The organism is Dokdonella sp., from assembly GCF_051958935.1.
Taxonomy (GTDB): domain Bacteria; phylum Pseudomonadota; class Gammaproteobacteria; order Xanthomonadales; family Rhodanobacteraceae; genus Dokdonella_A.
Genome location: NZ_JBQCFP010000188.1, coordinates 1 through 22,374, shown reverse-complemented (window position 1 = coordinate 22,374; position 22,374 = coordinate 1). Strand labels below are relative to the sequence as shown.

Sequence of the window (22,374 nt, the reverse complement as noted above, 5' to 3'; positions counted from 1 at the left end):
CGGCCGAATTGGCCCGACGGGGGCGCGCGTGGGATCGCGCGCCGTGCGCCGTCCGCGCAGGGATGGGCTGTCGGCGCACCCGGCCGACGACCGCGAACCCGCGCGGCGCAGCCTCGCGGGCGGCGACGCGGGGTGCCCTTTCTCTTGGTGACTTCTCTTTGGGCAAGCAAAGAGAAGTCACCCGCTCGCCGCTGAGGCGAGCGGAACCTTGCGACACCGCTTCGCCTCGCGAAAGAAGCCTTGCGCGACTACCCGGAATGGTTTCTGAGCACGACGTGACGTTCCGTGCGGTAGGCCAAGGCGCCAACGCCCGACACCATACGGTTCCTTTCGTGCCGACGATCGCCGACGAGTGGCATGATCTCCCTCCCGCACCCGGAGACGACCGCGTGAGCGACACGACGCCCTTGCTGATCGAACCCCGATTGCACGACCTCGGCGACGGCTTCAGCGTGCGGCGCGTGCTGCCGTACCGCCTGCGTCGTCACGTTGGGCCGTTCGTGTTCTTCGACCACATCGGCCCCGCCGAGCTGCCGCCTCGCCGCGGCCTCGACGTGCGCCCGCATCCGCACATCGGGCTCGCCACTGTCACCTATCTCTTCGAGGGCGCACTCGGTCATCGCGACAGCCTCGGTTCGGTGCAGGTGATCCGTCCTGGCGACGTCAACTGGATGACGGCAGGCCGGGGCATCGTGCATTCCGAGCGTACGCCGCCGGAAGAACGCGCCGCCGGCCACCGCATGCACGGCGTCCAGACCTGGGTCGCGCTGCCGCGCGAGCACGAGGAGACTGCCCCGGAATTCCTCCACTACGCGGCGTCGAGCCTGCCTGAGCACGAGCAGGACGGCGTCCGCCTGCGCGTGATCGCGGGGCGATCGTTCGGGATGGAGTCGCCGGTGCGGGTATTCGCCCCGACGCTGTACGCCGAGGCGCGCCTGGAGCGAGGCGCGACCTTGCGCGTGCCGGCCGAGCACGAGGAACGTGCCTTGTACGTGCTCGCCGGCGATGTCCGCGTCGGCGGCGAACCGCTGGCGCCCGAGCGCATGCTCGTCTTCGCCGCGGGCGTGGACATCGAGGTCTTTGCAGGCTCGGCGGCACACGTGATGCTGTGTGGCGGCGCTCCGCTCGATGGCGAGCGCACGATCTGGTGGAACTTCGTCTCCTCGGACCGCGCACGCATCGAGCGTGCCAAGGCCGACTGGCTCGCCCAGCGTTTCGGCAGCGTGCCGGGCGAAAGCGAATTCATCCCGTTGCCCGAGCATTGAGCGCAAGCTGGTATCCTGCGCGATCGAGGCGCAGACATGTCCCGATACAGCAACTTCCGCGAGTTCTACCCGTTCTACCTGGCCGAACATGCGAACAGGAATTGCCGTCGCATGCATTTCATCGGCACCAGCCTGGTCCTGGTCGTGGTCGCGGCGGCCGCGGCTCTGCGCGACGCGCGCTGGCTCCTGCTTGCGCCGCTGTTCGGCTACGGCTTCGCCTGGATCGGTCATTTCGCATTCGAGAAGAACCGCCCGGCGACGTTTCGCCATCCGCTCTACAGTTTCGCCGGCGACTGGGTGATGTACGCCGACGTCCTGCGCGGGCGCGTGCGACTGTGACGTTTCGCGCATGAGCGGCGAAGTGCCGTCGCCGCGAGCCGCAGGCGACGACGCGCGCCTGCGCCACATCGACGCACTGCGCGCGATCGCCGCATTGCTCGTGGTCTGGCGGCACGTCGGGGACGCGTTCGTCGCGCTCGGCGTCGGCGAGGGTGGACGCTGGCTGCAAAGCGTCGGCGCATCGATCGACGTCGGCCGCATCGGCGTGGTCGCATTCTTCCTCATCAGCGGCTACGTGATCCCGTTCAGCATCCATCCCGAACGGCCGGCCGCGGTCGGCACATTCCTCATCAAGCGCTTCTTCCGCATCTATCCCGCCTATTGGCTGTCGATTCCGCTCGGCGCCTTCGCGACCTGCTGGTTGTGGGGGCGGCCGTTCGGCGCCTTCGAATTCCTGGTCAACCTGACCCTGCTGCAGGACTTCTTCGGCGTGACCGCGGCGGAAGGCCTGTACTGGACATTGCTGGTCGAATGGGCGTTCTACCTCCTCTGCGTCGTGCTGCTGCTGTGCGGCAGCCTCGGCCGGCCGCGGCACCTGCTCGGCGTGTCCATCGCGTTCACGCTCGTGTATTCGGTCGAGATGTTCGTGCGTTGGTGGACCGGCAGGACCCTGATCGGCTCGCCGGCGGCATTCGCACTGCTCAACCTGTCGTTGATGCTGGCCGGCACGCTCTATCGCACGCTCATCGACGAGGCGCGCAGTAACGATCGCGTCGTGCGCATGGGTTTGCACGGCCTCCTGCTGTGGCACCTGTTCGTGTTGCCGGTCGGTTCGGTGCAGGTGATCGGCTTCGAGAACAACGCGACGATCCCGTACGCGCTCGGCCTGCTGCTGTTCATCGCCGGAACGAGCGTGGTGCGCATCCGCTCCGCGCTGACCGACTGGCTCGGTCGCGTGAGCTATTCGATCTACCTGTTCCACCCGGTCGTGTTCATGGTGATGCTCTGGTGCCTCCTGCGCCTGCCGATCGATTCGGTCCTGCGCAGGCAGCATCTGGGCGTCTACATCCTCGCCAACGTCGCGATCACGGTCTTGCTCGCGACCCTGGTGTACCGCTGGATCGAACGACCCGGCATGCAGATCGGCCGGCGCGTCGCCAATGCGTGGTCGCGCTACCGCGAACGTGTCGGCGTGTCGGCCGGCGCGCCAGCCGCCGGGTTGGGTGGCGAGGTCCTCGGTCCGGAGCATGACTTTCGGCCCCGTCACGGGGCTGACCCTCTCCGCTAGGCTTGCACCGGTTTCCCATCTGCGCCTGCGCCAGGGGCATGCAGGCGCGCCCAGCCAGGAGAGCCGCATGATCGTCCGATGGAAGTACGGTCTCGCCGCATTCGCGCTCGCGAGCGCGAGTGTGCAGGCGATGACCGCCGATGAACTCGTTGCGAAAAACCTCGACGCCCGTGGCGGCGCCGCCAAGCTGCAGGCGATCAAGAGCCTGAAGTCCGAAGGCAAGCTGCTCGTCGGCGGGCAGTTCGAACTCGCCGTCGTGCAGTACCAGAAGGCACCCGATTCGACGCGCTCGGAGGCGAGCATCCAGGGCCTCACCGCGGTGCAGGCCTGGGACGGAAAGGAGGGCTGGCAGATCTCGCCGTTCCAGGGTCGCAAGGATCCTGAAAAGATGAGCGCGGACGACGCCAAGGCGCTCGCGGACGACGCGCCGATCAGCGGCCAGCTCCTCGGCTGGCAGGAACGCGGCAGCAAGCTCGAATATCTCGGCACCGAGGACGTCGACGGCACCGCGGCGCACAAGCTCAAGGTGACGCTGAAGAACGGCGACGTCGAATACGTCTACCTCGATCCCGACCACTTCCTCGAGATCCGCGTCGTGACCCAGCGCAGCGTGCGCGGCACGCTGGTCGAGAGCGTCAGCGACTACGGTGACTACGAGCAGGTCGACGGCGTCTATTTCCCGTTCTCGGTCGCGACCGAAAGCAGGCCTGACGGCAACGGCCAGCAGCTCACGATCGAACATGCCGAAGCGAATGTCCCGATCGACGACGCGCTGTTCGCGTTTCCGACCACCCAGGGAGCCGGCCGATGAACCGCCTGTTCGTGCAACTCACCCTCGGCGCACTCGCCAGCGCGTGCGCCGCCACCGCCGGTGCCGCCGCGCCGGAGGCGAAGGCGCCGCGCTTCGACGCCGGCGTCGTGTCAGGCCTCGGCGCGCGCAACATCGGCTCGGCCGCGATGAGCGGCCGCGTCGCCGCGCTCGACGCGGTCCCTGGCAAGGACGGCAAGACAACGCTGTTCGTCGGCGCCGCTTCCGGTGGCGTGTGGAAGTCGACCGACGGCGGCACGACGTTCAAACCCGTGTTCGACAAGCAGCCGGTGCAGTCGATCGGCGCGATCGCGATCGACCCCACCCACCACGACACGATTTGGGTCGGCACCGGCGAGCCGTGGACGCGCAACTCCGTGTCGATCGGCAATGGCATCTACAAGTCGACCGATGGTGGCGAGACCTGGACGCACATGGGCCTCGACGCATCCGAACGCGTCGCCAAGGTGATCGTCGATCCGCGCAATGGCGATGTCGTCTATGCCTGCGTGCCGGGCAAGCTCTGGAGCGATTCCGCCGAGCGCGGCCTCTATCGCACCGGTGACGGCGGCAAGAGCTGGCAGCTCGTGCTGAAGGGACGCAACCTTTCGACGGGTTGCTCGTCGATCAGCCTCGATCCGAAGAATCCCGACGTCGTGTTCGCGGGCATGTGGGATTTCCGCCGCAAGGGCTGGACGTTCCGCTCGGGCGGCGAATCGGCGAGTGCGGAGTCCGGCAGCGGCCTGTTCCGTTCCGCCGACGGCGGTCGTTCGTGGACCGAAATCACCGAGGCCGCGAACAAGGGCTTCCCGACCAAGCCGTACGGACGCATCGCGGTCGCGGTCGCGCCGTCGGACGCGAACATCGTCTACGCACTGGTCGAGTCGACCGACTCGGCACTGTTCCGTTCCGATGACGGCGGCAAGACCTGGGACAAGCGCGACAAGAGCCAGCTCATGGTCTGGCGCCCGTTTTACTTCGCCAACCTCGTGATCGACCCGAAGAACCCGGATCGCCTGTTCAAGCCGGACTTCGCGCTGATCCAGAGCCTCGATGGAGGCAAGAGCTTCGCCAACACCGGTGGCGGCACGCACGGCGACCACCACGTGATCTGGATCGACCCGACGGACACCGCGCACGTGATCACCGGCGACGACGGCGGCCTTTGGCAGTCCTTCGACGGCGGCAACAAGTGGTGGAAGCAGAACAACCTGCCGATCTCGCAGTTCTACCACGTGAGTCTCGACGACGCCGATCCGTTCCGCGTCTACGGCGGCCTGCAGGACAACAGTTCGTGGGTCGGCGACAGCGCGTATCCGGGCGGCATCACCAACCAGCGCTGGGAGAACATGTACGGCGGTGACGGCTTCTGGATGTTCGAGGATCCGGCCGACCCGGACTACATCTACGCCGAGTACCAGGGCGGTGCGATCGCGCGGGTGAACCGCAAGACCCACGAATTGCGCACGATCCAGCCGCTCGCCGGCTACGACGAGAAGCTGCGCTGGAACTGGAACGCGCCGATCGCGCTGAGCCCGAACGAGAAGGGCACGATCTACATCGGCTCGCAGTTCCTGTTCCGCTCGCGCGACCACGGCCAGAGCTGGGACCGCATCTCGCCGGACCTCACGACCAACGATCCGGCCAAGCAGAAGCAGGAGGAATCGGGCGGCATCACGGTCGACAACTCGGCCGCCGAGATGCATACGACGATCTACTCGATCAGCGAGTCGCCGAAGGCGGCCGGTACGATCTGGGTCGGCACCGATGACGGCAACGTGCAGCTCACGCGCGACGGCGGCAAGAGCTGGACGAACGTCCTCGGCAACATCAAGGGCGTGCCCGCGCGCGCGTGGGTGTCGTGGGTGCAGGCGGGGAATTTCGACGCCGGCAGCGCGCTCGTCGCGTTCGATCGCCACACGTTCGGCGACATGGCGCCGTACATCTACGAGACCCGCGACTACGGCCGCAGCTGGACCGCGCTCGTTTCGCCGAAGGACGACAAGGGCGTGCGCGGTTACGTGCACGTGATCAAGGAGGATCCGCAGCGTGCCGGCCTGCTCTACGCGGGCACCGAATTCGGCCTGTGGATCTCGCCCGATGGCGGCAAGGCATGGGCACCGTTCAAGGGCAGCGACTTCCCGGCAGTCGCGGTGCGCGATCTCGCGTTCCAGCAGCGCGATGCGTCGCTCGTGCTGGCGACGCACGGCCGAGGCATCTGGGTCATCGACGACCTCACGCCCCTGCGTGCGCTCGATGCGAAGACGCTCGACAGCGAAGCCGCGTTCCTCGCCACGCGCCCGGTGCAGCAGCGCGTCAACGCGTTCGGCGGGTGGTCGGAAGGCGACGCCGCGTTCAGTGGCCAGAACCCGCCCGCGGGCGCGGTGATCGCCTACTACCAGAAGAGCCGCCATCTGTTCGGCAAGCTCAAGATCGAGGTGCTCGACGACAAGGGCACGGTCATCGACACGATCCCGGCCAGCGTGCGCCGCGGCATCAATCGCGTGACCTGGCAAATGCGCGCCAAGCCGCCGCGCGTGCCGCCGGCCGCGCAGGTCGCCTTCAACGCGACCCAGGGCCCTCGCGTGCCGCCGGGCACCTACACGGTGCGCATGACCAAGGGCAAGGACGTCTACGACACGAAGGTCGACGTTGGCCTCGACCGCCGCTCGAGCTTCGGCGTGGCCGACCGCCGCGCGCAGTACGACGCGGCGATGCGCGTGCGTTCGCTGTTCGGCGAGATGACCGATCTCGTGTTCAAGATCAACGCGGTGCGCATGCAGGCCGATGCGGCGGCGGCGAAGCTCCCCGAGGGCGACGCCAAGCGCAAGCAGCTCGCGAGCCTGTCGGGCAAGGCCGACGTCATCCGCAAGAAGATCGTGGCGACCAAGGAAGGCGGTGCGATCACCGGCGAGGAACGCCTGCGCGAGCACATGGACACGCTGTACGGCGCGATCATGTCCTACGACGGCAAACCGTCCGACTACCAGATGGCGCGCATCGAGGTGCTGCAGCGCGAACTCGGTGACGTCGCCGGCGCGTTCGAGAAAGTGAAGTCGGGCGAACTCGTCCAGGTCAACACCGCGCTGCGCGGTGCCAACCTGCCGGAGATCTCGGTGCCGCAAGGCGCGCCGCAGGAAGAAACGGGCGGCGGATCGCACGGCGGGCAGGACGTGCATGCGCCGTGGGAGCGCGACTGACGCGGACCCCGCACCGCTGCTTCGCGCGTCCGCGCGAAGCAGCGGACGCCGAGATGGGTGGATGCGCCGCGCGGCACGGGTCGCGCGGCGTTTTTCGTTTCAGTGGCCGCCGCCCGCGGCGACGTTGCCGAACGGCGGCTTGGCGAACCAGACCACCGGGATCATCGCGAGGAACAAGGCGGTGCAGACGAGGAATACGTCGTTCACCGCGAGCGTGAATGCCTGCCGCGTGACGATCGAATCGATGATGCTCCAGGCGCGTTCGGCCGGGCCGCCGAGCGCCGACAGCCCTTGCACCGCGCTCGTCGCCGCGGCGCTGGCACTGTCGAGGTGTTCGGCGAGTACCGCATGGTGGTACTCGCCGCGATGCTGCCAGAGGGTGACCGTTATCGCGGTCGAGATGCTCGCGGCGATCGTGCGGCAGAAATTGGCCAGGCCCGATGCGGAGCCGATCTGATGCGGCTCCAGTCCCGACAGGAAGACCTGGTTCAGCGGGATGAAGAAGCACGGGATGCCGATGCCCATGATGAAGCGCGGCCAGATCAGCTGCTCGAACGACGCGTTGTCGGGGAACGTCGCGAACCAGTACGACGTCACCGCGAACACGATGAACGCGAACGTCACGACCGAGCGCAGCTCGAGCTTCTGGATGTTGCGGCCGATGATCGGCGAGACGAGGAACGCGAGGATGCCGACCGGTGCGGTCGCGAGGCCGGCCCATGAGGCCGTGTAGCCGAGCACGGTCTGCAACCAGAGCGGGTAGACCACGTTGATGCCGAAGAAACCGAACATGCCGAACGACATCGCCGCGACGCCGACGAGGAAGTTGCGCTTGCGGAACAGCGACAGGTCGACGACCGGATGCTTCTCCATGAGCTCCCACGCGATGAAGAACGTGAGGCAGACCACCGCGACGATCGCGAGCACGACGATCAACGATGAGGAGAACCAGTCCTTGTCGTTGCCGTTGTCGAGCATGAACTGCAGGCAGCCGACGCCAACCACGAGCAGGACGAGGCCGACCGTGTCGACCGGCGTCTTGACGATCACCGACTCGCGCTTGTGCAGCAGGGTCCAGGTGATCACGATCGCGAGCAGGCCGACCGGCACGTTGATGTAGAAGATCCACGGCCACGAGTAATTGTCGGTGAGATAGCCGCCGAGGATCGGCCCGAAGATCGGCGCGACTACCACGGTCATCGCCCACAGCGCGAGAGCGAGTCCCTTCTTGTCGATCGGATAGTTGTTGAGCAGCAGGCTGAGCGAGAGGGCGACCATCGGGCCCGAGCCTGCGCCCTGCAGCAAGCGCCCGACGACGAGCATCGGCATGCTCGTCGCCATACCGCACAGGGTCGAGCAGATCACGAACAGCAGCGCCGATACGCAGAACGCACGCACCTCGCCGAACTGGCGGCCGATCCAGCCGCTGATCGGCTGCATGATCGCGCTCGCGAGCGAGTAGGAACTGATCGCCCAGGTGCCTTCCTGCGGGCTGACGCCGAGGCTGCCCGCGATGTGCGGCACCGAGACGTTGACGATCGTGATGTCGAGCACTTCCATGAACGTCGCGAATGCGATCGCGACGGTCAGCAGCGCCAGCGGCGCGCCGTGCAACGGCGGCAACGGCGGGCGTTGCTCGGGCGAGGCGGCCATCGGGATGACTCCTCAGCGCGAGCCGGGCAGGTTGGCGGCGATGATCGCGTCGGCTTCGGCGTCCGCCTTGGCAATGTCGCGCGCGTAGACGTCGGTCTGCGCGACCGCGGTCGTCGCGCTGGCGCCGGCGAGCATCCGGCCGGAACGATCGTGCGTGTCGACCGTGACCGCGGTCGACAGTCCGACGCGCAACGGATACTTCTCGAGCTGACTGCCGTCGAGCGCGATGCGTACCGCCACGCGTTGCACGACCTTGATCCAGTTGCCGGATGCATTCTGCGGCGGAAGCAGGGCGAACGACGAACCGGTGCCGGCGCCGAGGCCGACCACCTTGCCCGTGAACTCGACGTTGCCGCCGTACAGGTCGACCTCGACCTTCGCCGGCTGGCCGATGCGGATGTGGCCGAGTTGGCTCTCCTTGAAGTTCGCGTCGACCCACAGGTCGTGCAGCGGGATGATCGTCAGCAGCGCCTGGCCCGGCTGCACGCGGCTGCCGACCTGGACGCTGCGCTGCGCGACGTAGCCGCCGATCGGCGCGACGATCGCGTTGCGCTCGGCATTGATCCACGCCTCGCGGAACGCCGCCTTCGCCTGCAGCACCGACGCATTGCTGGCGACGTCGGTGCCGTCGACGAGCGCGTGCGAAGCGGCGGCCTGGCGCGTCGCGAGATCGAGCGCGGCCTTGGCGGTATCGACCGCCTCGCGCGCGTGGGCGACTTCCTCCGGCGCGATCGCCTTGTCGGCGAGCAGCGGCTGGCGGCGCGCGAGATCCGCCTGCGCGCGCGACAGGTCGAGCCTGCGTGCGGAGATCGCGGCATCGTATTGCGACGCCATCTCGGTCTGCTGGCGCACCTGGCGCACCGCGTTGGCGAGCGCGCTCTTCGCCTTGGCGAGCGCGACATCGGCGTCGGTCGGGTCGAGCCTGACCAGCACCTGGCCCGCCTCGACGCGCTGCGTGTCGTCGGCGAGCACCGCGATCACGGTGCCGGGCACTTGCGCCGACAGCATGACCTGGTTGCCGGCGACGTAGGCGTCGTCGGTGACTTCACGCTGCGACCAGACGAACAGCCACAACAGGTACCAGGCGATGCCGATCGCCACGAAGGCGAGCGCGATGATCACGAGGACGGTGCGGCGCTTGCCATTGCTGCCGTTCTTCGGGGCGCCGCCGGCCGTGCCGGCGGCGGAGGTCTGCGAATCGCTCATCATCGAGGCTCGTGGTTATTTGATGGGGGAATCGTCGCTGCCGGCGTTCACGGCAAGCGGATCGCCGTCGAGGCGATAGCCGCCGCCGAGTGCCTTGGTCAACGCGATCTGCGCGGACACCGCCTGCGCATCGAGCGCGAGCAACGCATCGCGCTGCTCGAGCACCTGCGCCTGCGCGGTCAGCAGGCTGCGATCGTCGGCAATGCCCCGTCGCACGCGTGCGTTGGCGCTGCGTTCGAGCGCGCGGGTCGCCGCCAGCTGGCCGCCGCGTTCGGTGCGGCGCGCATCGACCTGGGCGAGCGTGAGTGCGTGCGTGGCGACGTCGCGCGCGGCGTCGACGACGGTGGCGTCGTACTGCGCGGCGGCCGCGTCGAGCTGCGCCTGCGACACGCGATAGCCCGCCTTGAGCTGGCCGCGGCCGAAGATCGGCAGGTGCAGGGCAGGGCCGATCGCAGCCATGCGGCTGCCCGCGTTCAACAGCTTGTCGAGGTCGAGCGATTGCAGGCCGACCATCGCGCCGAGGCTGATGTCGGGATAGAACTCGGCGCGCGCTTGGTCGACGCGGCGCATCGCGGCCTCGACCCGCCAGCGGCTCGCGGCGATGTCCGGGCGGCGCGCGATGAGGTCGAGGCCGACGCTGCCCGGCAATGCCGCGTCGACGCTCGGCAGCTCGCGTGCCTGGAGCTTGGGCAGGTCCGCCGGCGCGACGCCGAGGAGGCCCGTGAGTGCGGCGAGGCGGATCTTCGCGCTGCCGCCGTAGGCGGCCTGCATTTCACGCACCGAGGCGAGCTGCACGTCGGCCTGGTGGACGAGATCGGGCGTGTCGATGCCGCGCGCGACGCGTTTCTCGGCGAGCGCGCGCAGGCGCTGCAACACGTCCAGCGAGTCGCTCGCGAGCGCGAGGTGCGCCTGGTCCGCCTGCCACGCGAAATACGTGTCGGCGACCGCGCGGGTGAGCACGAGGCTCGCCGCGCTGCGTTCGGCCTGCGCGGCGCGCGCTTCGTCGACGGCGGCGGCGACCGCAGCGCGCGTCTTGCCCCAGAAATCGAAGTCGTACTGGAACTGCAGGCTGAGGTCGCCCTGGTTGTACCAGGTGAAGCCTAGGAACTGCGGCGGGATCAGCCCGTTTTCGCTGAGGCGCAGGCGCTGCACCTGCGCGTTCGCCTGCGAGGAAAGCCCGCCTTGCGCACGCGCGACTTCGACCGCGGCGAGCGCGCTGCCGAGGCGCTTGTGCGCTTCGTCGAGCGTCGGCGCGCCGGCGAGTGCCTGCTCGACGAGGCGGTCGAGCTGCGGGTCGGCGTAGCGCTTCCACCACTCGGGGTCGGGCCATTCGGTCGTCGCCGAGCCGATCGCGACGGCGACGCCGGCGAGCGGCGCCTCCTCGCGCAGCGTGGGGCGATCGGGTTTGGGCGGGATCGAGCAGGCGGCGAGCGCGAGTGCGCCGATGGCCATCAACGATCGCAGGAGGGGGCGGCTGGCGGATGCGGACATCGGATCCACGACGATGGAAAACGGCTTGGGGGATCGTGCTGGAATCGTGCTGGACAAGCGGCTCCACTCGCGGCACCGCAGGCGGCTTCGTCCTGCGGATCGCCGCTCCGTGGCGCCAGAGCGACCGCTGGCGCGGTCGGCTGTAAAACCATACTATCCAGTTCGGTATTTGACCGCAACCGCCCCGGGTCGCCTTCGTTCAGCGGTAGTCGCGGTGGCAGGCCTCGCAGGCATTGGCGATCGCCGTCAGCGCCTGCGCCTGTCGCGCGCAGGCGGCGTTCGCGTCCCAGGTGGCGACCGACTTGCGGAAATCGCCGATGTACTGACTGAGCACGCGATCCTTCGTGCCCGGGGCGAGCAAGGCCGCGTCGAGGTCGCCAGCGACCAGGCGCAGGTGCTCGGCCGACACGCCTTGCGCGGGCGCGGCGCAGGTATCGCTCCTCGCCGCCGAACGCGCTGCGCCGAGTTCGTGCTGCATCACGTTCATCAGCGCGCGCGGCCAGGCGTTGCGGCGCTGCATCGCGCCCGAGAACATGCCGGACACGATCGCGCCGGCGAGCAGCCCGACAAGGAGGCAGATGAAGTAGCGCATGCGTCAGCGATCTCCTTTGGTGCGCTGCTTGAGATTGGCGAGCAACAAGGTGCCGAGGCCGAGCAGGATCTCGTCGACGAACGGGATGAAGTCGGGGATCAGCACGTCGGCGATGAACAGCGCAGCGGTGAAGAGCGCCAGGCGCGGGAAGCGCAGTCCCTCGGCCCAGCGCAACAGGGGTCGCGTGATCGGGTTCGGCATGGATGTGTTCCTCCAGGGTTTCGACGCGACCTCGTGCCGCGATGTCGCGCCGCCGGCGATCGCCAGCCGTTCGCGCGGCGATAATACGCTGCGCGCCCCATGGAACAGTCCGACCTCGTGGAACGCTTTCGCGGCATCGACCGCCTGTACGGTGCCGGCAGCGTCGCGCGCCTCGCGCTCGCGCACGTCTGCGTCATCGGCATCGGGGGCGTCGGCTCGTGGGCGGTCGAAGCGTTCGCACGCAGTGGCGTCGGCCGCCTCACGCTGATCGACGCCGACGAAATCTGCGTCAGCAACACCAATCGCCAGTTGCATGCGCTCGACGGCGAATTCGGCAAGGCCAAGGTCGCGGTGATGGCCGAACGCGCGCGCGCGATCCACCCGGGCATCATGATCGATGCGATCGAGCAGTTCCTGACGCCGTCGAACCTCGCCGAACTCCTCGATCGCGGCTACGACCTCGTCGTCGATGCCTGCGACGCCTTCCGGGTCAAGGTCGAGACGATCGCGTGGTGCCGGCGCCGCAAGCTCCCGCTGATCACGATCGGGTCCGCCGGCGGCCGCACCGATCCGACCCTGGTCAGCGTGCGCGATCTCTCGAAGACCGAGCACGATGCGATGCTCGCGCTCGTGCGCAAGAAGCTGCGCGAGGAATTCAACTTTCCGCGCGGGCCCAAGCGCTACTTCGGCGTGCAGGCGGTCTATTCGCGCGAGAACGTGCGCTATCCACAGGCGGACGGCAGCGTCTGCGGCACGCGTCCCGCCGGCGGCGACGCCCTCAAGCTCGATTGCGGCGGCGGGCTCGGCGCGGCGACGCACGTGACCGCGACGTTCGCGTTCGCGGCGGTGTCGCGCGCACTCGCGAAACTGTTGGCGGCGCCTGCCGGCTGATTCAGGGCGCGGCGAGCGCGAACAGCCGGCGCGCATTCGCACTGGTCGCGCGTGCGATGTCGTCGGCGTCGACGCCGCGCAGTTGCGCGATAGTGGTCGCGATTTCCTCGAGGCGCGAAGGTTCGTTGCGCTCGCCGCGGTGCGTCGCGAGCGGCTGGTCCGGCGCGTCGGTTTCGAGCAGCAGGAACTCGAGCGGCATCTTCGCGGCGAGGGTGCGCAGCTTGTTGGCGCGCTCGTAGGTGACCGGTCCGCCGAGGCCGATGAGGAACCCCGCATTCCACAGCTGGCGCGCCTGTTCGGCACTGCCCGAGAAGCTGTGCACGACGCCGCGCAATCCACCGACGCGGCGGATGCTGGCGATCACCTCGTCGACCGCGTGGCGTGCGTGGACGATCACGGGCAGGTCGAATTCGCGCGCGAGTTGCAACTGCGCTTCGAAGTAACGGCGTTGCTCGTCGGCGTCGAGCCCTTCCACGTAGAAATCGAGGCCGCATTCGCCGACCGCGACCGGCTGTTCCCGCGCGAGCCATTCGCGCAGCGCATCGAGGTGCTGCGGCCTGTGTTCATCGAGGAACATCGGATGCAGGCCGTAGGCGGCGTGCAGGTCGGCGTGCTGCGCGCACAGCTCTCGCAGCTTGGCGAAACCCGACAGCGCGATCGCCGGAACGACCTGCGCGGAGATTCCCGCGGCGCGGGCGCGCGCGATCACGCCGTCGCGGTCGACGTCGAATTCCGTCGCGTCGAGATGGCAGTGCGAATCGACGAGCACGATCAGCGCGACGCCCCGGTCACGCGCGGGCGCTGCAGCAGCAACGGCGGCCATGCGTGCTGGGAGTGGCCGTTGCCGGCCTGCACGACGTCGTTCTGGCCGATGCCGTCGGCACTCGTCGCGCCACTGTTGGCCGGGTCGAGCCAGTCGCGCAGGCGCGACGACGGGGAGCTGCCGTTCCACGCGACCGAAAGTTTGCCGTAGCAGTCGTAACCGTCATCGGGTTGACCGGGCGACGTATCGCTGCAGGCCGCCGTGCCGCCCGAGAGCGTGCCGATCAGGTGGCGCGCAATGCCCCCGCCGGATGCGGCGGGCGCGAACAAGCCCGAGCCGGACGAGCCGCCCTCGGTCGTACCCTGGGTGTAAGGGCCGGTATTCCAGTGCGTGCCGTGGACGCTCGGCGCTACCTCGACGATACAGCTGTCCGCCGTGCGCGGCGCTGGCCCGGCGGTGATCTTCTTGACGTCGCCGCTCGGATGATGGATGCCGATCGTGCCGTCGGGCACCGAGCCCGATGCGTCCCAGCCGGCGTAGTAGAGGTTCCAGTCCGCTTCCGGCGTGCCGGCGAGCTCAACCAGCGTGAAGTCGACATCCGCGCGGGTCGCGCGAAGCGTCGCACCATGCTGGTCGTCGGCGAAGAACCCGCCCGCCGGTGCGGCGAGGCCGCCGCATCGGGTCGACTGGTAGTTCCAGTAGACGACCATGGACTGCGCCTCGGACGCGACCGACATGCAATGTGCGGCGGTCAGGAACAGGTTGCGTCGCGCATGCGGCACGTCGGTGACGAGCGTGCCGCTGCAGATGTAGTACTCGCCGTCGTCGGCGGCGATGTATTCGTAGTAGCCGACTGCGCGGATCTCCTGCTCGTACGCCACACCGAGCGGGCAGGCGACGTCGACGTTGCAGGGGCCCGAAGCGCCGGGCGAGCCGTCCTTCGTGCCGTTGCGCTCGTACAGGTCGCGGAAACCCGCGCCGACGGTGCCGAGCTCGAGCGCGCCGGGGGCGAGTGTCGCGCCGGCCGGCACGCGCAGCTCGATCGTCGCCGTATCGCCCGGCACGACCGGCGCATGGAACGTGCCGTCGAGCGCGTCGGCGCTCGTGTACGGCCCCTGGTAATCGTCGACGGCGCCGATCACGTGGAGCGTCGCATCGCGCGGGAGCACGAAATGCGCGAACGCGAAGCGAAGATCCGTCGCGCCGACCGCGCGCACGCGCACGCGCCACAGGCGTGAACCATCATCGAGCGTGTCCCAGCGGCCCGCGTGCTCCGGCGTGATCGAAACCGGTCGCGCCTCGGCGCTGCGCAGGCGCTTGCGGCCGTCTGCGCGCATCGCGTGATCGCCGTCGGTCCGCTGCCGCGCCGCATCGATGCCGGGCACGTCGACGATCGCCACGTCGACACCGGCCTTGGCCGGGTGTGCGAGGCTGTAGGGCAGCTCGCCCTTGCGCGCTTCGCTCGCGCAGGCACCGAGCAGCAGGACGATGCCGAACACGCAGCGTGCGAGGCGGATGGTGCGGCGAAGACGAAGCATGGAAGTCCCTCGGGCGCTGGCGATGACCAAGGATAATCACGCGCCGGCACGGCGGCGACTGTGCGGGCGAACGCGTCATTCCGCGTTCAGTCCCGCAACCGCAGGGCGCGCCTCAGTCGCGGTGCGCCGCATTGCGGTCGCGCCCGGCACCGAGGCGGCGGTCGATGGCGCCGAACAGCTTCTTGAACAGCCGCGCGAACTTTCCGCGCTGCGTCTTGCGCAGTTTCTCCTCCTCGCTGGTGAGCCATGCGACCTGGACCACGCGGCGCTCGCCCTCGTGCGGCAGATGGCCGTGGAACGAATTGTCGGCACGGCGGAACGCGACGAGGCGGCCGTACAGCGGGCGCACTTCGGGTACCACGAGGTCGTCGATGTCGTCGATGCGGTTGAGGAAGCGCAGGCAGCCTTCGCTGATGTCGGGCCAGCTTTCGTTCAGGTAGATGAGCGCGGTGACGATCTTCGAGCGGCTGTCGGTGTGGATCGTGCCGTGACGCTTGTTGAGCGACCGGCAGATCGTCACTAGGGTCGGCTTGTCGCCGAGATCGGGGATGCCCAAGCGCGCGCCGATCGCATTGGCGAACGCACGCGACGTGAGATCGGTGACGAGGCGATTGACGCTCGGGCCGCAGTCGCGCTCTTCATAGGGGAAAAAGCCGGCATTGGGGTAGAGCGGGAAGTCGCGCGCGAGGTCCGCGGCCGCGGTGGTGGGCAGCTGCTCGCGGGCGATCAGGAACGCGAACGGCCGGTCGTGCACGACGGTATCGGCGCGTTCGAGGCGGCTCGGGTCGAGCAGTGCTTCGGACGCGGTTTCGTTCAGGGTTTGGGCGGCAGCATTCATGCGGTCGGTGCGTCGGAACGGCAGCACCGATTGTAGTGCCGCGACCGTCGCGCCGGTGGACAGGGGGCCCTTCGACCCCTAGAATTTGTGCTCGCCTTGATTCCTCACCACGCCCCCACGGACCGGCACATGCCAGCCCGCGGGTGCTGTCGCACCCGGTGTCGACGCGGTGACGGCTTCTTTCCCATAGATCCTAGGGCGAACGCATGACGATTCCAGCTCTCCTCGCACTCGCCGACGGCAGCATCTTCCGCGGCATTTCGATCGGCGCGGAGGGGCGGACCAGCGGCGAAGTCGTGTTCAACACGGCGATGACCGGCTACCAGGAGATCCTCACCGATCCCTCCTACGCGCAGCAGATCGTCACGCTGACGTACCCGCACATCGGCAATACCGGCTGCAACGCCGCGGACGCGGAGTCGCCGCGCGTGCACGCGGCCGGTCTCGTCATCCGCGACCTGCCGCTCGCCGCGAGCAACTGGCGCTCGCAGGAAACGCTCGATGCGTACCTTAGGCGCAACGGCATCGTCGCGCTCGCGGAGATCGACACGCGCCGCCTCACGCGCATCCTGCGCGACAGCGGTGCACAGAACGGGTGCATCCTCGCCGGCGCCGACGCGTCCGAGGCCGAAGCACTCGCCGCCGCACGCGCATTCCCGGGCCTCAAGGGCGCCGATCTGGCCAAGGTCGTGTCCGTGCGCGAACGTCATGCGTGGCGCGAAGGCAGCTACGACCTCGACAAGGCAGCGTTCACCCAGCCGCCCGCGCGCTTCCGCGTCGTCGCATACGACTACGGGGTCAAGCAGAACATCCTGCGCATGCTCGCCGACCGCGGCTGCGAGATCACGGTCGTACCGGCGCAGACGCCGGCGAGCGAAGTGTTCGCGCTGCGTCCGGACGGCGTGTTCCTGTCCAACGGCCCGGGCGATCCGGAGCCGTGCGATTACGCGATCGCGGCGATCCGCGAGTTCATCCGCGCGAAGGTGCCCACCTTCGGCATTTGCCTGGGCCATCAACTGCTCGGCCTCGCCGTCGGTGCGCGCACGCTCAAGATGAAGTTCGGCCATCACGGCGCCAACCATCCGGTGGTCGACCTCGACAGCGGCCGCGTGATGATCTCGAGCCAGAACCACGGTTTCGCGGTCGACGAGTCGACCCTGCCGGCGAATGCACGGGCGACGCATCGCTCGCTGTTCGACGGCTCGCTGCAGGGGATCGCGCTGGCGGATGCGCCGGCGTTCGGCTTCCAGGGCCATCCGGAAGCGAGTCCCGGCCCGCATGACGTGGCCGGTTTGTTCGATCGGTTCATCCATCTCATGGAGGCGCGCGCGGCTGCCGCGGCGTAGACGACATGCAAACGCAACGTTCCCTGACCCTTGCTCTCCTTGCTGCGGTGACCCTCTGCGGTGCCGGCCTTGCGCTCGCGCGCAAGCCGCTCCACGCCACGGCCGGATCGAAGGACGCGAGCGCACCAGCCAAGCCCTCGCAGCCGGTCGGCAAGCTGGTCGAATACCCCGAACTCGAACAGCGCATCGGCAGTGAAATCGTGGTCGAGACGACGCTGCACACGGTGCGTCGAGGCACGCTGGTCAAGTGGTCGAATCCGGCACTCACGATCCAGCTCGGGGCGGAACACGGCGGCATCGAACTCACCGTGCCGCGCGAGACGATCCGCAACGTGAGCATCGTGCTCGCGCCGGCGGCCGAGCAGGTCCAGCCGGCCGCGACCGAGCACAACCCGGGAACGGCCAGTGCCCAGAAGAACTGACCTCCGTTCGATCCTCATCATCGGCGCGGGCCCGATCGTCATCGGTCAGGCCTGCGAGTTCGACTATTCCGGTGCGCAGGCGTGCAAGGCGCTCAAGGAAGAGGGCTATCGCGTCGTCCTGGTCAATTCCAACCCGGCGACGATCATGACCGACCCGGGCACCGCGGACGCGGTCTACATCGAACCGATCAACTGGAAGACGGTCGAGAAGATCATCGCCAAGGAACGCCCGGACGCGCTGCTGCCGACGATGGGCGGGCAGACCGCGCTCAACTGCGCGCTCGACCTCGCCGACCACGGCGTGCTCGAGAAGTACGGCGTCAAGCTCATCGGCGCCTCGCGCGAGGCGATCCGCATGGCGGAAGATCGCGAGCTGTTTCGTGTCGCGATGGCCGAGATCGGCCTCGAGTGCCCCAAGGCCGAGGTCGCCCGCACGTTCGAACAGGCGGTCGAGATCCAGGCGAAGGTCGGCTATCCGACGATCATCCGCCCGAGCTTCACGCTCGGCGGCAGCGGCGGTGGCATCGCGTACAACAAGGAGGAGTTCAAGGAGATCGTCAAGCGCGGTCTCGACCTCTCGCCCGTGCACGAAGTGCTCGTCGAGGAGTCGGTGCTCGGCTGGAAGGAGTTCGAGATGGAAGTGGTCCGCGACACCGCGGACAACTGCATCATCGTCTGCTCGATCGAGAACTTCGATCCGATGGGCGTGCACACGGGCGACTCGATCACGGTCGCACCCGCGCAGACGCTCACCGACAAGGAATACCAGCGCCTGCGCGACGCCTCGATCGCGGTGCTGCGCAAGATCGGCGTCGACACCGGCGGCTCGAACGTGCAGTTCGGCATCAACGCGCAGGACGGCCGCGTCGTCGTCATCGAGATGAACCCGCGCGTGTCGCGCTCGAGCGCGCTCGCCTCGAAGGCGACCGGTTTCCCGATCGCCAAAGTCGCGGCGAAGCTCGCGGTCGGCTACACGCTCGACGAGCTCAGGAACGACATCACCGGCGGCAGGACGCCGGCGTCGTTCGAGCCCGCGATCGACTACGTGGTGACGAAGATCCCGCGTTTCGCATTCGAGAAGTTCCCGGCGGCCGATGCGCGCCTGACCACGCAGATGAAGTCGGTCGGCGAAGTCATGGCGATCGGCCGCACGTTCCAGGAGTCGTTGCAGAAGGCGCTGCGCGGCCTCGAGACCGGCAAGAACGGCCTCAACCCGAGCAAGCTCGATCTCGCGACGTCCGACGGGCTGTCCGCGCTCAAGCGCGAGCTCAAGGAGCCGGGTCCGGACCGCGTGTTCTACGTCGCCGACGCGTTCCGCGCTGGCCTGTCGCAGGCCGATGTGTTCGCGCTGACCCACATCGACCCATGGTTCCTCGTGCAGATCGAGGACATCGTGAAGCTCGAAGGCGAAGTCAAGGCGGGTGGCCTCGCAGCGCTCGACGCCGCGCGCATGCGCCGGCTCAAGCGCAAGGGCTTCTCCGATGCGCGCCTCGCCGAACTGGTCGGCACCGACGAGAACGCGGTGCGCGCGCTGCGCCGCGCGTTCAACGTGCGCCCGGTGTACAAGCGCGTCGACTCCTGCGCGGCCGAGTTCGCGACGTCGACCGCGTACATGTATTCGACCTACGAGGAAGAATGCGAAGCCGAACCGAGCACGCGCGACAAGATCGTCGTGCTCGGTGGCGGCCCCAACCGCATCGGCCAGGGCATCGAGTTCGACTACTGCTGCGTGCACGCCGCGCTCGCACTGCGCGAGGACGGCTACGAAACGATCATGGTAAACTGCAACCCGGAAACGGTGTCGACCGACTACGACACGTCCGACCGGCTGTACTTCGAGCCGCTCACGCTCGAGGACGTGCTCGAGATCATCGACAAGGAAAAGCCGAAGGGCGTGATCGTGCAGTACGGCGGGCAGACCCCGCTCAAGCTCGCGCGCGCGCTCGAGGCGGCCGGCGCACCGATCATCGGAACGAGTCCCGACAGCATCGACCTCGCCGAGGATCGCGAGCGATTCCAGAAGCTGATTGAGAAGCTCGGCCTGCGCCAGCCGCCGAACCGCACCGCGCGCAGCGCCGACGAGGCGCTCGTGCTCGCGCGCGAGATCGGCTACCCGCTGGTCGTGCGCCCGAGCTACGTGCTCGGCGGCCGCGCGATGGAGATCGTGCACGACGACGCGGACCTCGCGCGCTACATCCGCGAAGCGGTGCGAGTGTCGGATACCTCGCCCGTGCTGCTCGATCGCTTCCTCGACCACGCGGGCGAAGTCGATGTCGACATCGTCGCCGATGCGGGCGGCGGGGTGCTGATCGGCGGCGTGATGGAACACATCGAGGAAGCCGGCGTGCATTCGGGCGATTCCTCGTGCTCGCTGCCGCCGTATTCGCTGTCCGCGGCGACGCAGGACGAACTGCGACGCCAGGTCGGCCTGCTCGCGCGCGAACTCAACGTCGTCGGCCTCATGAACACGCAGTTCGCGATCCAGTCGGACGGCAACGGCGGCGACACGATCTACATCCTCGAAGTGAATCCGCGTGCATCGCGCACGGTGCCGTTCGTCGCCAAGGCGACCGGCGTCGCGCTCGCCAAGATCGCCGCGCGCTGCATGGTCGGCCGGACGCTCGCGGCACAAGGCGCAACACGCGAGGTCGTGCCCGACTATTACTCGGTCAAGGAGGCGATCTTCCCGTTCCTCAAGTTCCAGAACGTCGACCCTATCCTCGGCCCGGAGATGCGCTCGACCGGCGAGGTCATGGGCGTGGGCCGCAGCTTCGGCGCGGCGTTCGCGCGCGCGCACGAGGCGGCGGGGATCGCCGCGCCCGCGGCGGGCAAGGCGTTCCTGTCGGTGCGTGACGCCGACAAGCAGCGCCTGCTCGAAGTCGCGCGCGACCTGATCCGGCGCGGCTTCGGCCTCGTCGCGACCGGCGGCACGCATGCGTACCTCAGCGAGCACGGCATCGCCTGCGAGCGCATCAACAAGGTGCTCGAGGGCCGCCCGCACATCGTCGACCTGATCAAGAACGGCGAGATCGCCTTCATCGTCAACACCACCGAGGGCAAGCAGGCGATCGCGGACTCGTTCTCGATCCGCCGCGAAGCGCTGCAGCAGCGCGTGACCTATTCGACCACCGTGAGCGGCGCGAGGGCACTGCTGCATTCGCTCGATTTCCGCGACAGCACCGACGTGAACAGCTTGCAGGAATTGCACAAGGAACTGGCATGAAGCGACCGCCGATGACGAAGAAGGGCGCCGACCGGCTGCGCACCGAACTGGACCGCCTGAAGTCGGAGGAGCGCCCGCGCATCATCGCGGCGATCGCCGAGGCGCGCGCGCACGGCGACCTCAAGGAAAACGCCGAGTACCATGCCGCGCGCGAGATGCAGGGCTTCATCGAAGGGCGCATCCAGGAGCTCGAAGGAGCGCTGTCGCACGCCGAGGTGATCGACGTGACGCGCCTCAATGCGGGCACGCGCATCGTGTTCGGCGCGACCGTCGACCTCGCCGACGAGGACTCGGGCGAGGAGATCAGCTACCAGATCGTCGGCGACCTCGAAGCCGACATCAAGCAGCGCCTGATCTCGGTCTCCTCGCCGTTCGCGCGCGCGCTGATCGGCAAGAGCGCCGGCGAGAGCTTCGAATTCCAGGCGCCGAACGGCACGCGCAACTACGAGATCACCGGCGTCCGCTACGAGGATTGATCGTGCGCTCCGATCCGGCGATGGGATCGGCGCCGGCCGCGGTGCCTTGGGGCGACCGTGGCCCCGGAAGCGCCCGGATGCCTGCGATTCCGGCGAACCGCTGCACCGGTAGCGACGCATGAAACCCGCCGTCATCCGGCGGCGCCCGGCGTCGGTGCGCAGCGACTGGCCGGTCGAACTGCATCCGATCGTCGCGCGCGTGTATGCCGCGCGCGGTATCGCCGCATGCGAAGCCGGGCCGCAGCGGCTCGCCGACCTGCGCGCGCCCGCCGTGCTCGGCGGCGTCGAGGAGGCGTGCAGCCTGCTCGCCGACGCGATCGCCCATGATCGGCGCATCTGCATCGTCGGCGACTTCGACGCGGACGGCGCGACCGGCACCGCGGTCGCGGTGCGGGGCCTGCGCCTGCTCGGCGCGCGCGACGTCTGCTACCGCGTACCCAACCGCATCACCGATGGCTACGGCCTCGGCGTCGGCCTCGTCGATGCGCTCGCGGGCATCCGGCCGGACCTCGTCGTCACGGTCGACAACGGCATCGCGAGCCATGCCGGTGTCGCCGCCGCGCGCGCACGCGGCATGCGCGTGATCGTGACCGATCATCACTTGCCCGGGACGACGCTGCCGCCGGCCGACGCGATCGTCAATCCGAATGCGATCGCGCTCGCCGCCTGCACACATGCGAGCCCGCCGTGCGCGGGGTGCGCCGAGGCGGGCGCGCGCGCATCGGCGCTCGCCGGCGTCGGCGTCATGTTCTCCCTGCTGCTCGCGCTGCGCGCACGGCTGTATCCGGGAGACTCGCGCGCGCGGCCGGACCTCGCCTCGCTGCTCGACCTCGTCGCGCTCGGCACGGTCGCCGACCTCGTGCCGCTCGATGCGAACAATCGCATCCTGGTCGC

Annotated in this window: 19 protein-coding genes; 11 read left to right on the top strand and 8 right to left on the bottom strand. The window is 68.5% G+C overall.

The features are described 5' to 3' along the window. The first annotated feature begins 389 nt into the window (after positions 1–389). The 5 genes from ACTHK2_RS17375 to ACTHK2_RS17355 all read left to right on the top strand — a co-directional run bounded on the left by ACTHK2_RS17375 (position 390) and on the right by ACTHK2_RS17355 (position 6,840). A complete protein-coding gene (locus ACTHK2_RS17375) occupies positions 390–1,265 on the top strand; it encodes a pirin family protein (RefSeq protein WP_440246999.1) in 876 nt (291 codons plus the stop codon). Between the two features lie 36 nt (positions 1,266–1,301). After that, positions 1,302–1,604, top strand: a complete 303-nt coding sequence (locus ACTHK2_RS17370; RefSeq protein ID WP_440246998.1) for an Mpo1-like protein — start codon at positions 1,302–1,304, stop codon at positions 1,602–1,604. Between the two features lie 10 nt (positions 1,605–1,614). Then, the gene (locus tag ACTHK2_RS17365) at positions 1,615–2,832 is read left to right on the top strand and encodes an acyltransferase family protein (protein WP_440246997.1); all 1,218 of its coding nucleotides are present in this window, start codon (positions 1,615–1,617) and stop codon (positions 2,830–2,832) included. Between the two features lie 67 nt (positions 2,833–2,899). Continuing rightward, positions 2,900–3,643 (top strand): hypothetical protein, encoded by a 744-nt coding sequence (locus ACTHK2_RS17360; RefSeq protein ID WP_440246996.1) that lies wholly within the window; start codon positions 2,900–2,902, stop codon positions 3,641–3,643. Continuing rightward, a complete protein-coding gene (locus ACTHK2_RS17355) occupies positions 3,640–6,840 on the top strand; it encodes a WD40/YVTN/BNR-like repeat-containing protein (protein ID WP_440246995.1) in 3,201 nt (1,066 codons plus the stop codon). The genes ACTHK2_RS17360 and ACTHK2_RS17355 overlap by 4 nt, the downstream gene beginning before the upstream one ends. Before the next feature lie 99 nt (positions 6,841–6,939). Here ACTHK2_RS17355 and ACTHK2_RS17350 read toward each other — a convergent pair whose 3' ends face one another. The 5 genes from ACTHK2_RS17350 to ACTHK2_RS17330 form a co-directional block, all read right to left on the bottom strand. Next, positions 6,940–8,493, bottom strand: a complete 1,554-nt coding sequence (locus ACTHK2_RS17350; protein WP_440246994.1) for a DHA2 family efflux MFS transporter permease subunit — start codon at positions 8,491–8,493, stop codon at positions 6,940–6,942. A 12-nt stretch (positions 8,494–8,505) separates the two neighbouring features. Further along, positions 8,506–9,702, bottom strand: a complete 1,197-nt coding sequence (locus ACTHK2_RS17345; RefSeq protein WP_440246993.1) for an HlyD family secretion protein — start codon at positions 9,700–9,702, stop codon at positions 8,506–8,508. A 12-nt stretch (positions 9,703–9,714) separates the two neighbouring features. Next, a complete protein-coding gene (locus tag ACTHK2_RS17340; RefSeq protein WP_440246992.1) occupies positions 9,715–11,151 on the bottom strand; it encodes an efflux transporter outer membrane subunit in 1,437 nt (478 codons plus the stop codon). 238 nt (positions 11,152–11,389) lie between these two features. Beyond that, positions 11,390–11,782 (bottom strand): hypothetical protein, encoded by a 393-nt coding sequence (locus tag ACTHK2_RS17335; protein ID WP_440246991.1) that lies wholly within the window; start codon positions 11,780–11,782, stop codon positions 11,390–11,392. Between the two features lie 3 nt (positions 11,783–11,785). Next, positions 11,786–11,983: a DUF6116 family protein gene (locus tag ACTHK2_RS17330; protein ID WP_440246990.1), complete on the bottom strand. Its 198-nt coding sequence runs from the start codon at positions 11,981–11,983 to the stop codon at positions 11,786–11,788. 99 nt (positions 11,984–12,082) lie between these two features. On the opposite strand from ACTHK2_RS17330, the gene tcdA reads away from it, so the two are divergent. Continuing rightward, on the top strand, positions 12,083–12,874 hold the full coding sequence (gene tcdA, locus ACTHK2_RS17325; protein ID WP_440246989.1) for a tRNA cyclic N6-threonylcarbamoyladenosine(37) synthase TcdA: 792 nt from the start codon (positions 12,083–12,085) through the stop codon (positions 12,872–12,874). A gap of 1 nt (position 12,875) precedes the next feature. On the opposite strand, the gene ACTHK2_RS17320 is transcribed toward tcdA, so the two are convergent. The 3 genes from ACTHK2_RS17320 to ACTHK2_RS17310 all read right to left on the bottom strand — a co-directional run bounded on the left by ACTHK2_RS17320 (position 12,876) and on the right by ACTHK2_RS17310 (position 16,013). Further along, positions 12,876–13,697 carry a TatD family hydrolase gene (locus ACTHK2_RS17320; protein WP_440246988.1) on the bottom strand — a complete coding sequence of 274 codons (822 nt, stop codon included), beginning with the start codon at positions 13,695–13,697 and terminating at the stop codon, positions 12,876–12,878. Continuing rightward, the gene (locus tag ACTHK2_RS17315; RefSeq protein WP_440246987.1) at positions 13,646–15,175 is read right to left on the bottom strand and encodes a trypsin-like serine peptidase; all 1,530 of its coding nucleotides are present in this window, start codon (positions 15,173–15,175) and stop codon (positions 13,646–13,648) included. The genes ACTHK2_RS17320 and ACTHK2_RS17315 overlap by 52 nt, the downstream gene beginning before the upstream one ends. 112 nt (positions 15,176–15,287) lie before the next feature. Then, a complete protein-coding gene (locus tag ACTHK2_RS17310) occupies positions 15,288–16,013 on the bottom strand; it encodes a 2OG-Fe(II) oxygenase (RefSeq protein ID WP_440246986.1) in 726 nt (241 codons plus the stop codon). Between the two features lie 206 nt (positions 16,014–16,219). Here ACTHK2_RS17310 and carA point away from each other — a divergent pair, with 206 nt between their 5' ends. The 5 genes from carA to ACTHK2_RS17285 all read left to right on the top strand — a co-directional run. Further along, positions 16,220–17,359 (top strand): glutamine-hydrolyzing carbamoyl-phosphate synthase small subunit, encoded by a 1,140-nt coding sequence (gene carA / locus ACTHK2_RS17305; RefSeq protein ID WP_440246985.1) that lies wholly within the window; start codon positions 16,220–16,222, stop codon positions 17,357–17,359. Between the two features lie 5 nt (positions 17,360–17,364). Continuing rightward, entirely contained in the window at positions 17,365–17,781 is a 417-nt protein-coding gene (locus ACTHK2_RS17300) for a hypothetical protein (RefSeq protein WP_440246984.1), read from the top strand. Next, a complete protein-coding gene (carB, locus tag ACTHK2_RS17295; protein WP_440246983.1) occupies positions 17,765–21,004 on the top strand; it encodes a carbamoyl-phosphate synthase large subunit in 3,240 nt (1,079 codons plus the stop codon). Before ACTHK2_RS17300 ends, carB begins: the two co-directional genes overlap by 17 nt. Then, entirely contained in the window at positions 21,001–21,480 is a 480-nt protein-coding gene (gene greA / locus ACTHK2_RS17290) for a transcription elongation factor GreA (RefSeq protein WP_440246982.1), read from the top strand. Before carB ends, greA begins: the two co-directional genes overlap by 4 nt. A 118-nt stretch (positions 21,481–21,598) precedes the next feature. Continuing rightward, on the top strand, positions 21,599–22,374 hold a 776-nt coding region (locus ACTHK2_RS17285; RefSeq protein WP_440246981.1), incomplete at its 3' end, for a DHH family phosphoesterase.

Bases quoted from the DNA above. Each gene is read 5' to 3' on its own strand.
- ACTHK2_RS17355 (WP_440246995.1), top strand. From the start codon at position 3,640: ATGAACCGCCTGTTCGTGCAACTCACCCTCGGCGCACTCGCCAGCGCG.
- ACTHK2_RS17350 (WP_440246994.1), bottom strand. From the start codon at position 8,493: ATGGCCGCCTCGCCCGAGCAACGCCCGCCGTTGCCGCCGTTGCACGGC.
- ACTHK2_RS17315 (WP_440246987.1), bottom strand. From the start codon at position 15,175: ATGCTTCGTCTTCGCCGCACCATCCGCCTCGCACGCTGCGTGTTCGGC.
- ACTHK2_RS17335 (WP_440246991.1), bottom strand. From the start codon at position 11,782: ATGCGCTACTTCATCTGCCTCCTTGTCGGGCTGCTCGCCGGCGCGATC.
- greA (WP_440246982.1), top strand. From the start codon at position 21,001: ATGAAGCGACCGCCGATGACGAAGAAGGGCGCCGACCGGCTGCGCACC.
- ACTHK2_RS17320 (WP_440246988.1), bottom strand. From the start codon at position 13,697: ATGGCCGCCGTTGCTGCTGCAGCGCCCGCGCGTGACCGGGGCGTCGCG.
- ACTHK2_RS17330 (WP_440246990.1), bottom strand. From the start codon at position 11,983: ATGCCGAACCCGATCACGCGACCCCTGTTGCGCTGGGCCGAGGGACTG.
- ACTHK2_RS17365 (WP_440246997.1), top strand. From the start codon at position 1,615: ATGAGCGGCGAAGTGCCGTCGCCGCGAGCCGCAGGCGACGACGCGCGC.
- ACTHK2_RS17300 (WP_440246984.1), top strand. From the start codon at position 17,365: ATGCAAACGCAACGTTCCCTGACCCTTGCTCTCCTTGCTGCGGTGACC.
- ACTHK2_RS17345 (WP_440246993.1), bottom strand. From the start codon at position 9,702: ATGATGAGCGATTCGCAGACCTCCGCCGCCGGCACGGCCGGCGGCGCC.
- ACTHK2_RS17370 (WP_440246998.1), top strand. From the start codon at position 1,302: ATGTCCCGATACAGCAACTTCCGCGAGTTCTACCCGTTCTACCTGGCC.
- ACTHK2_RS17360 (WP_440246996.1), top strand. From the start codon at position 2,900: ATGATCGTCCGATGGAAGTACGGTCTCGCCGCATTCGCGCTCGCGAGC.
- tcdA (WP_440246989.1), top strand. From the start codon at position 12,083: ATGGAACAGTCCGACCTCGTGGAACGCTTTCGCGGCATCGACCGCCTG.
- carA (WP_440246985.1), top strand. From the start codon at position 16,220: ATGACGATTCCAGCTCTCCTCGCACTCGCCGACGGCAGCATCTTCCGC.
- ACTHK2_RS17310 (WP_440246986.1), bottom strand. From the start codon at position 16,013: ATGAATGCTGCCGCCCAAACCCTGAACGAAACCGCGTCCGAAGCACTG.
- ACTHK2_RS17340 (WP_440246992.1), bottom strand. From the start codon at position 11,151: ATGGCCATCGGCGCACTCGCGCTCGCCGCCTGCTCGATCCCGCCCAAA.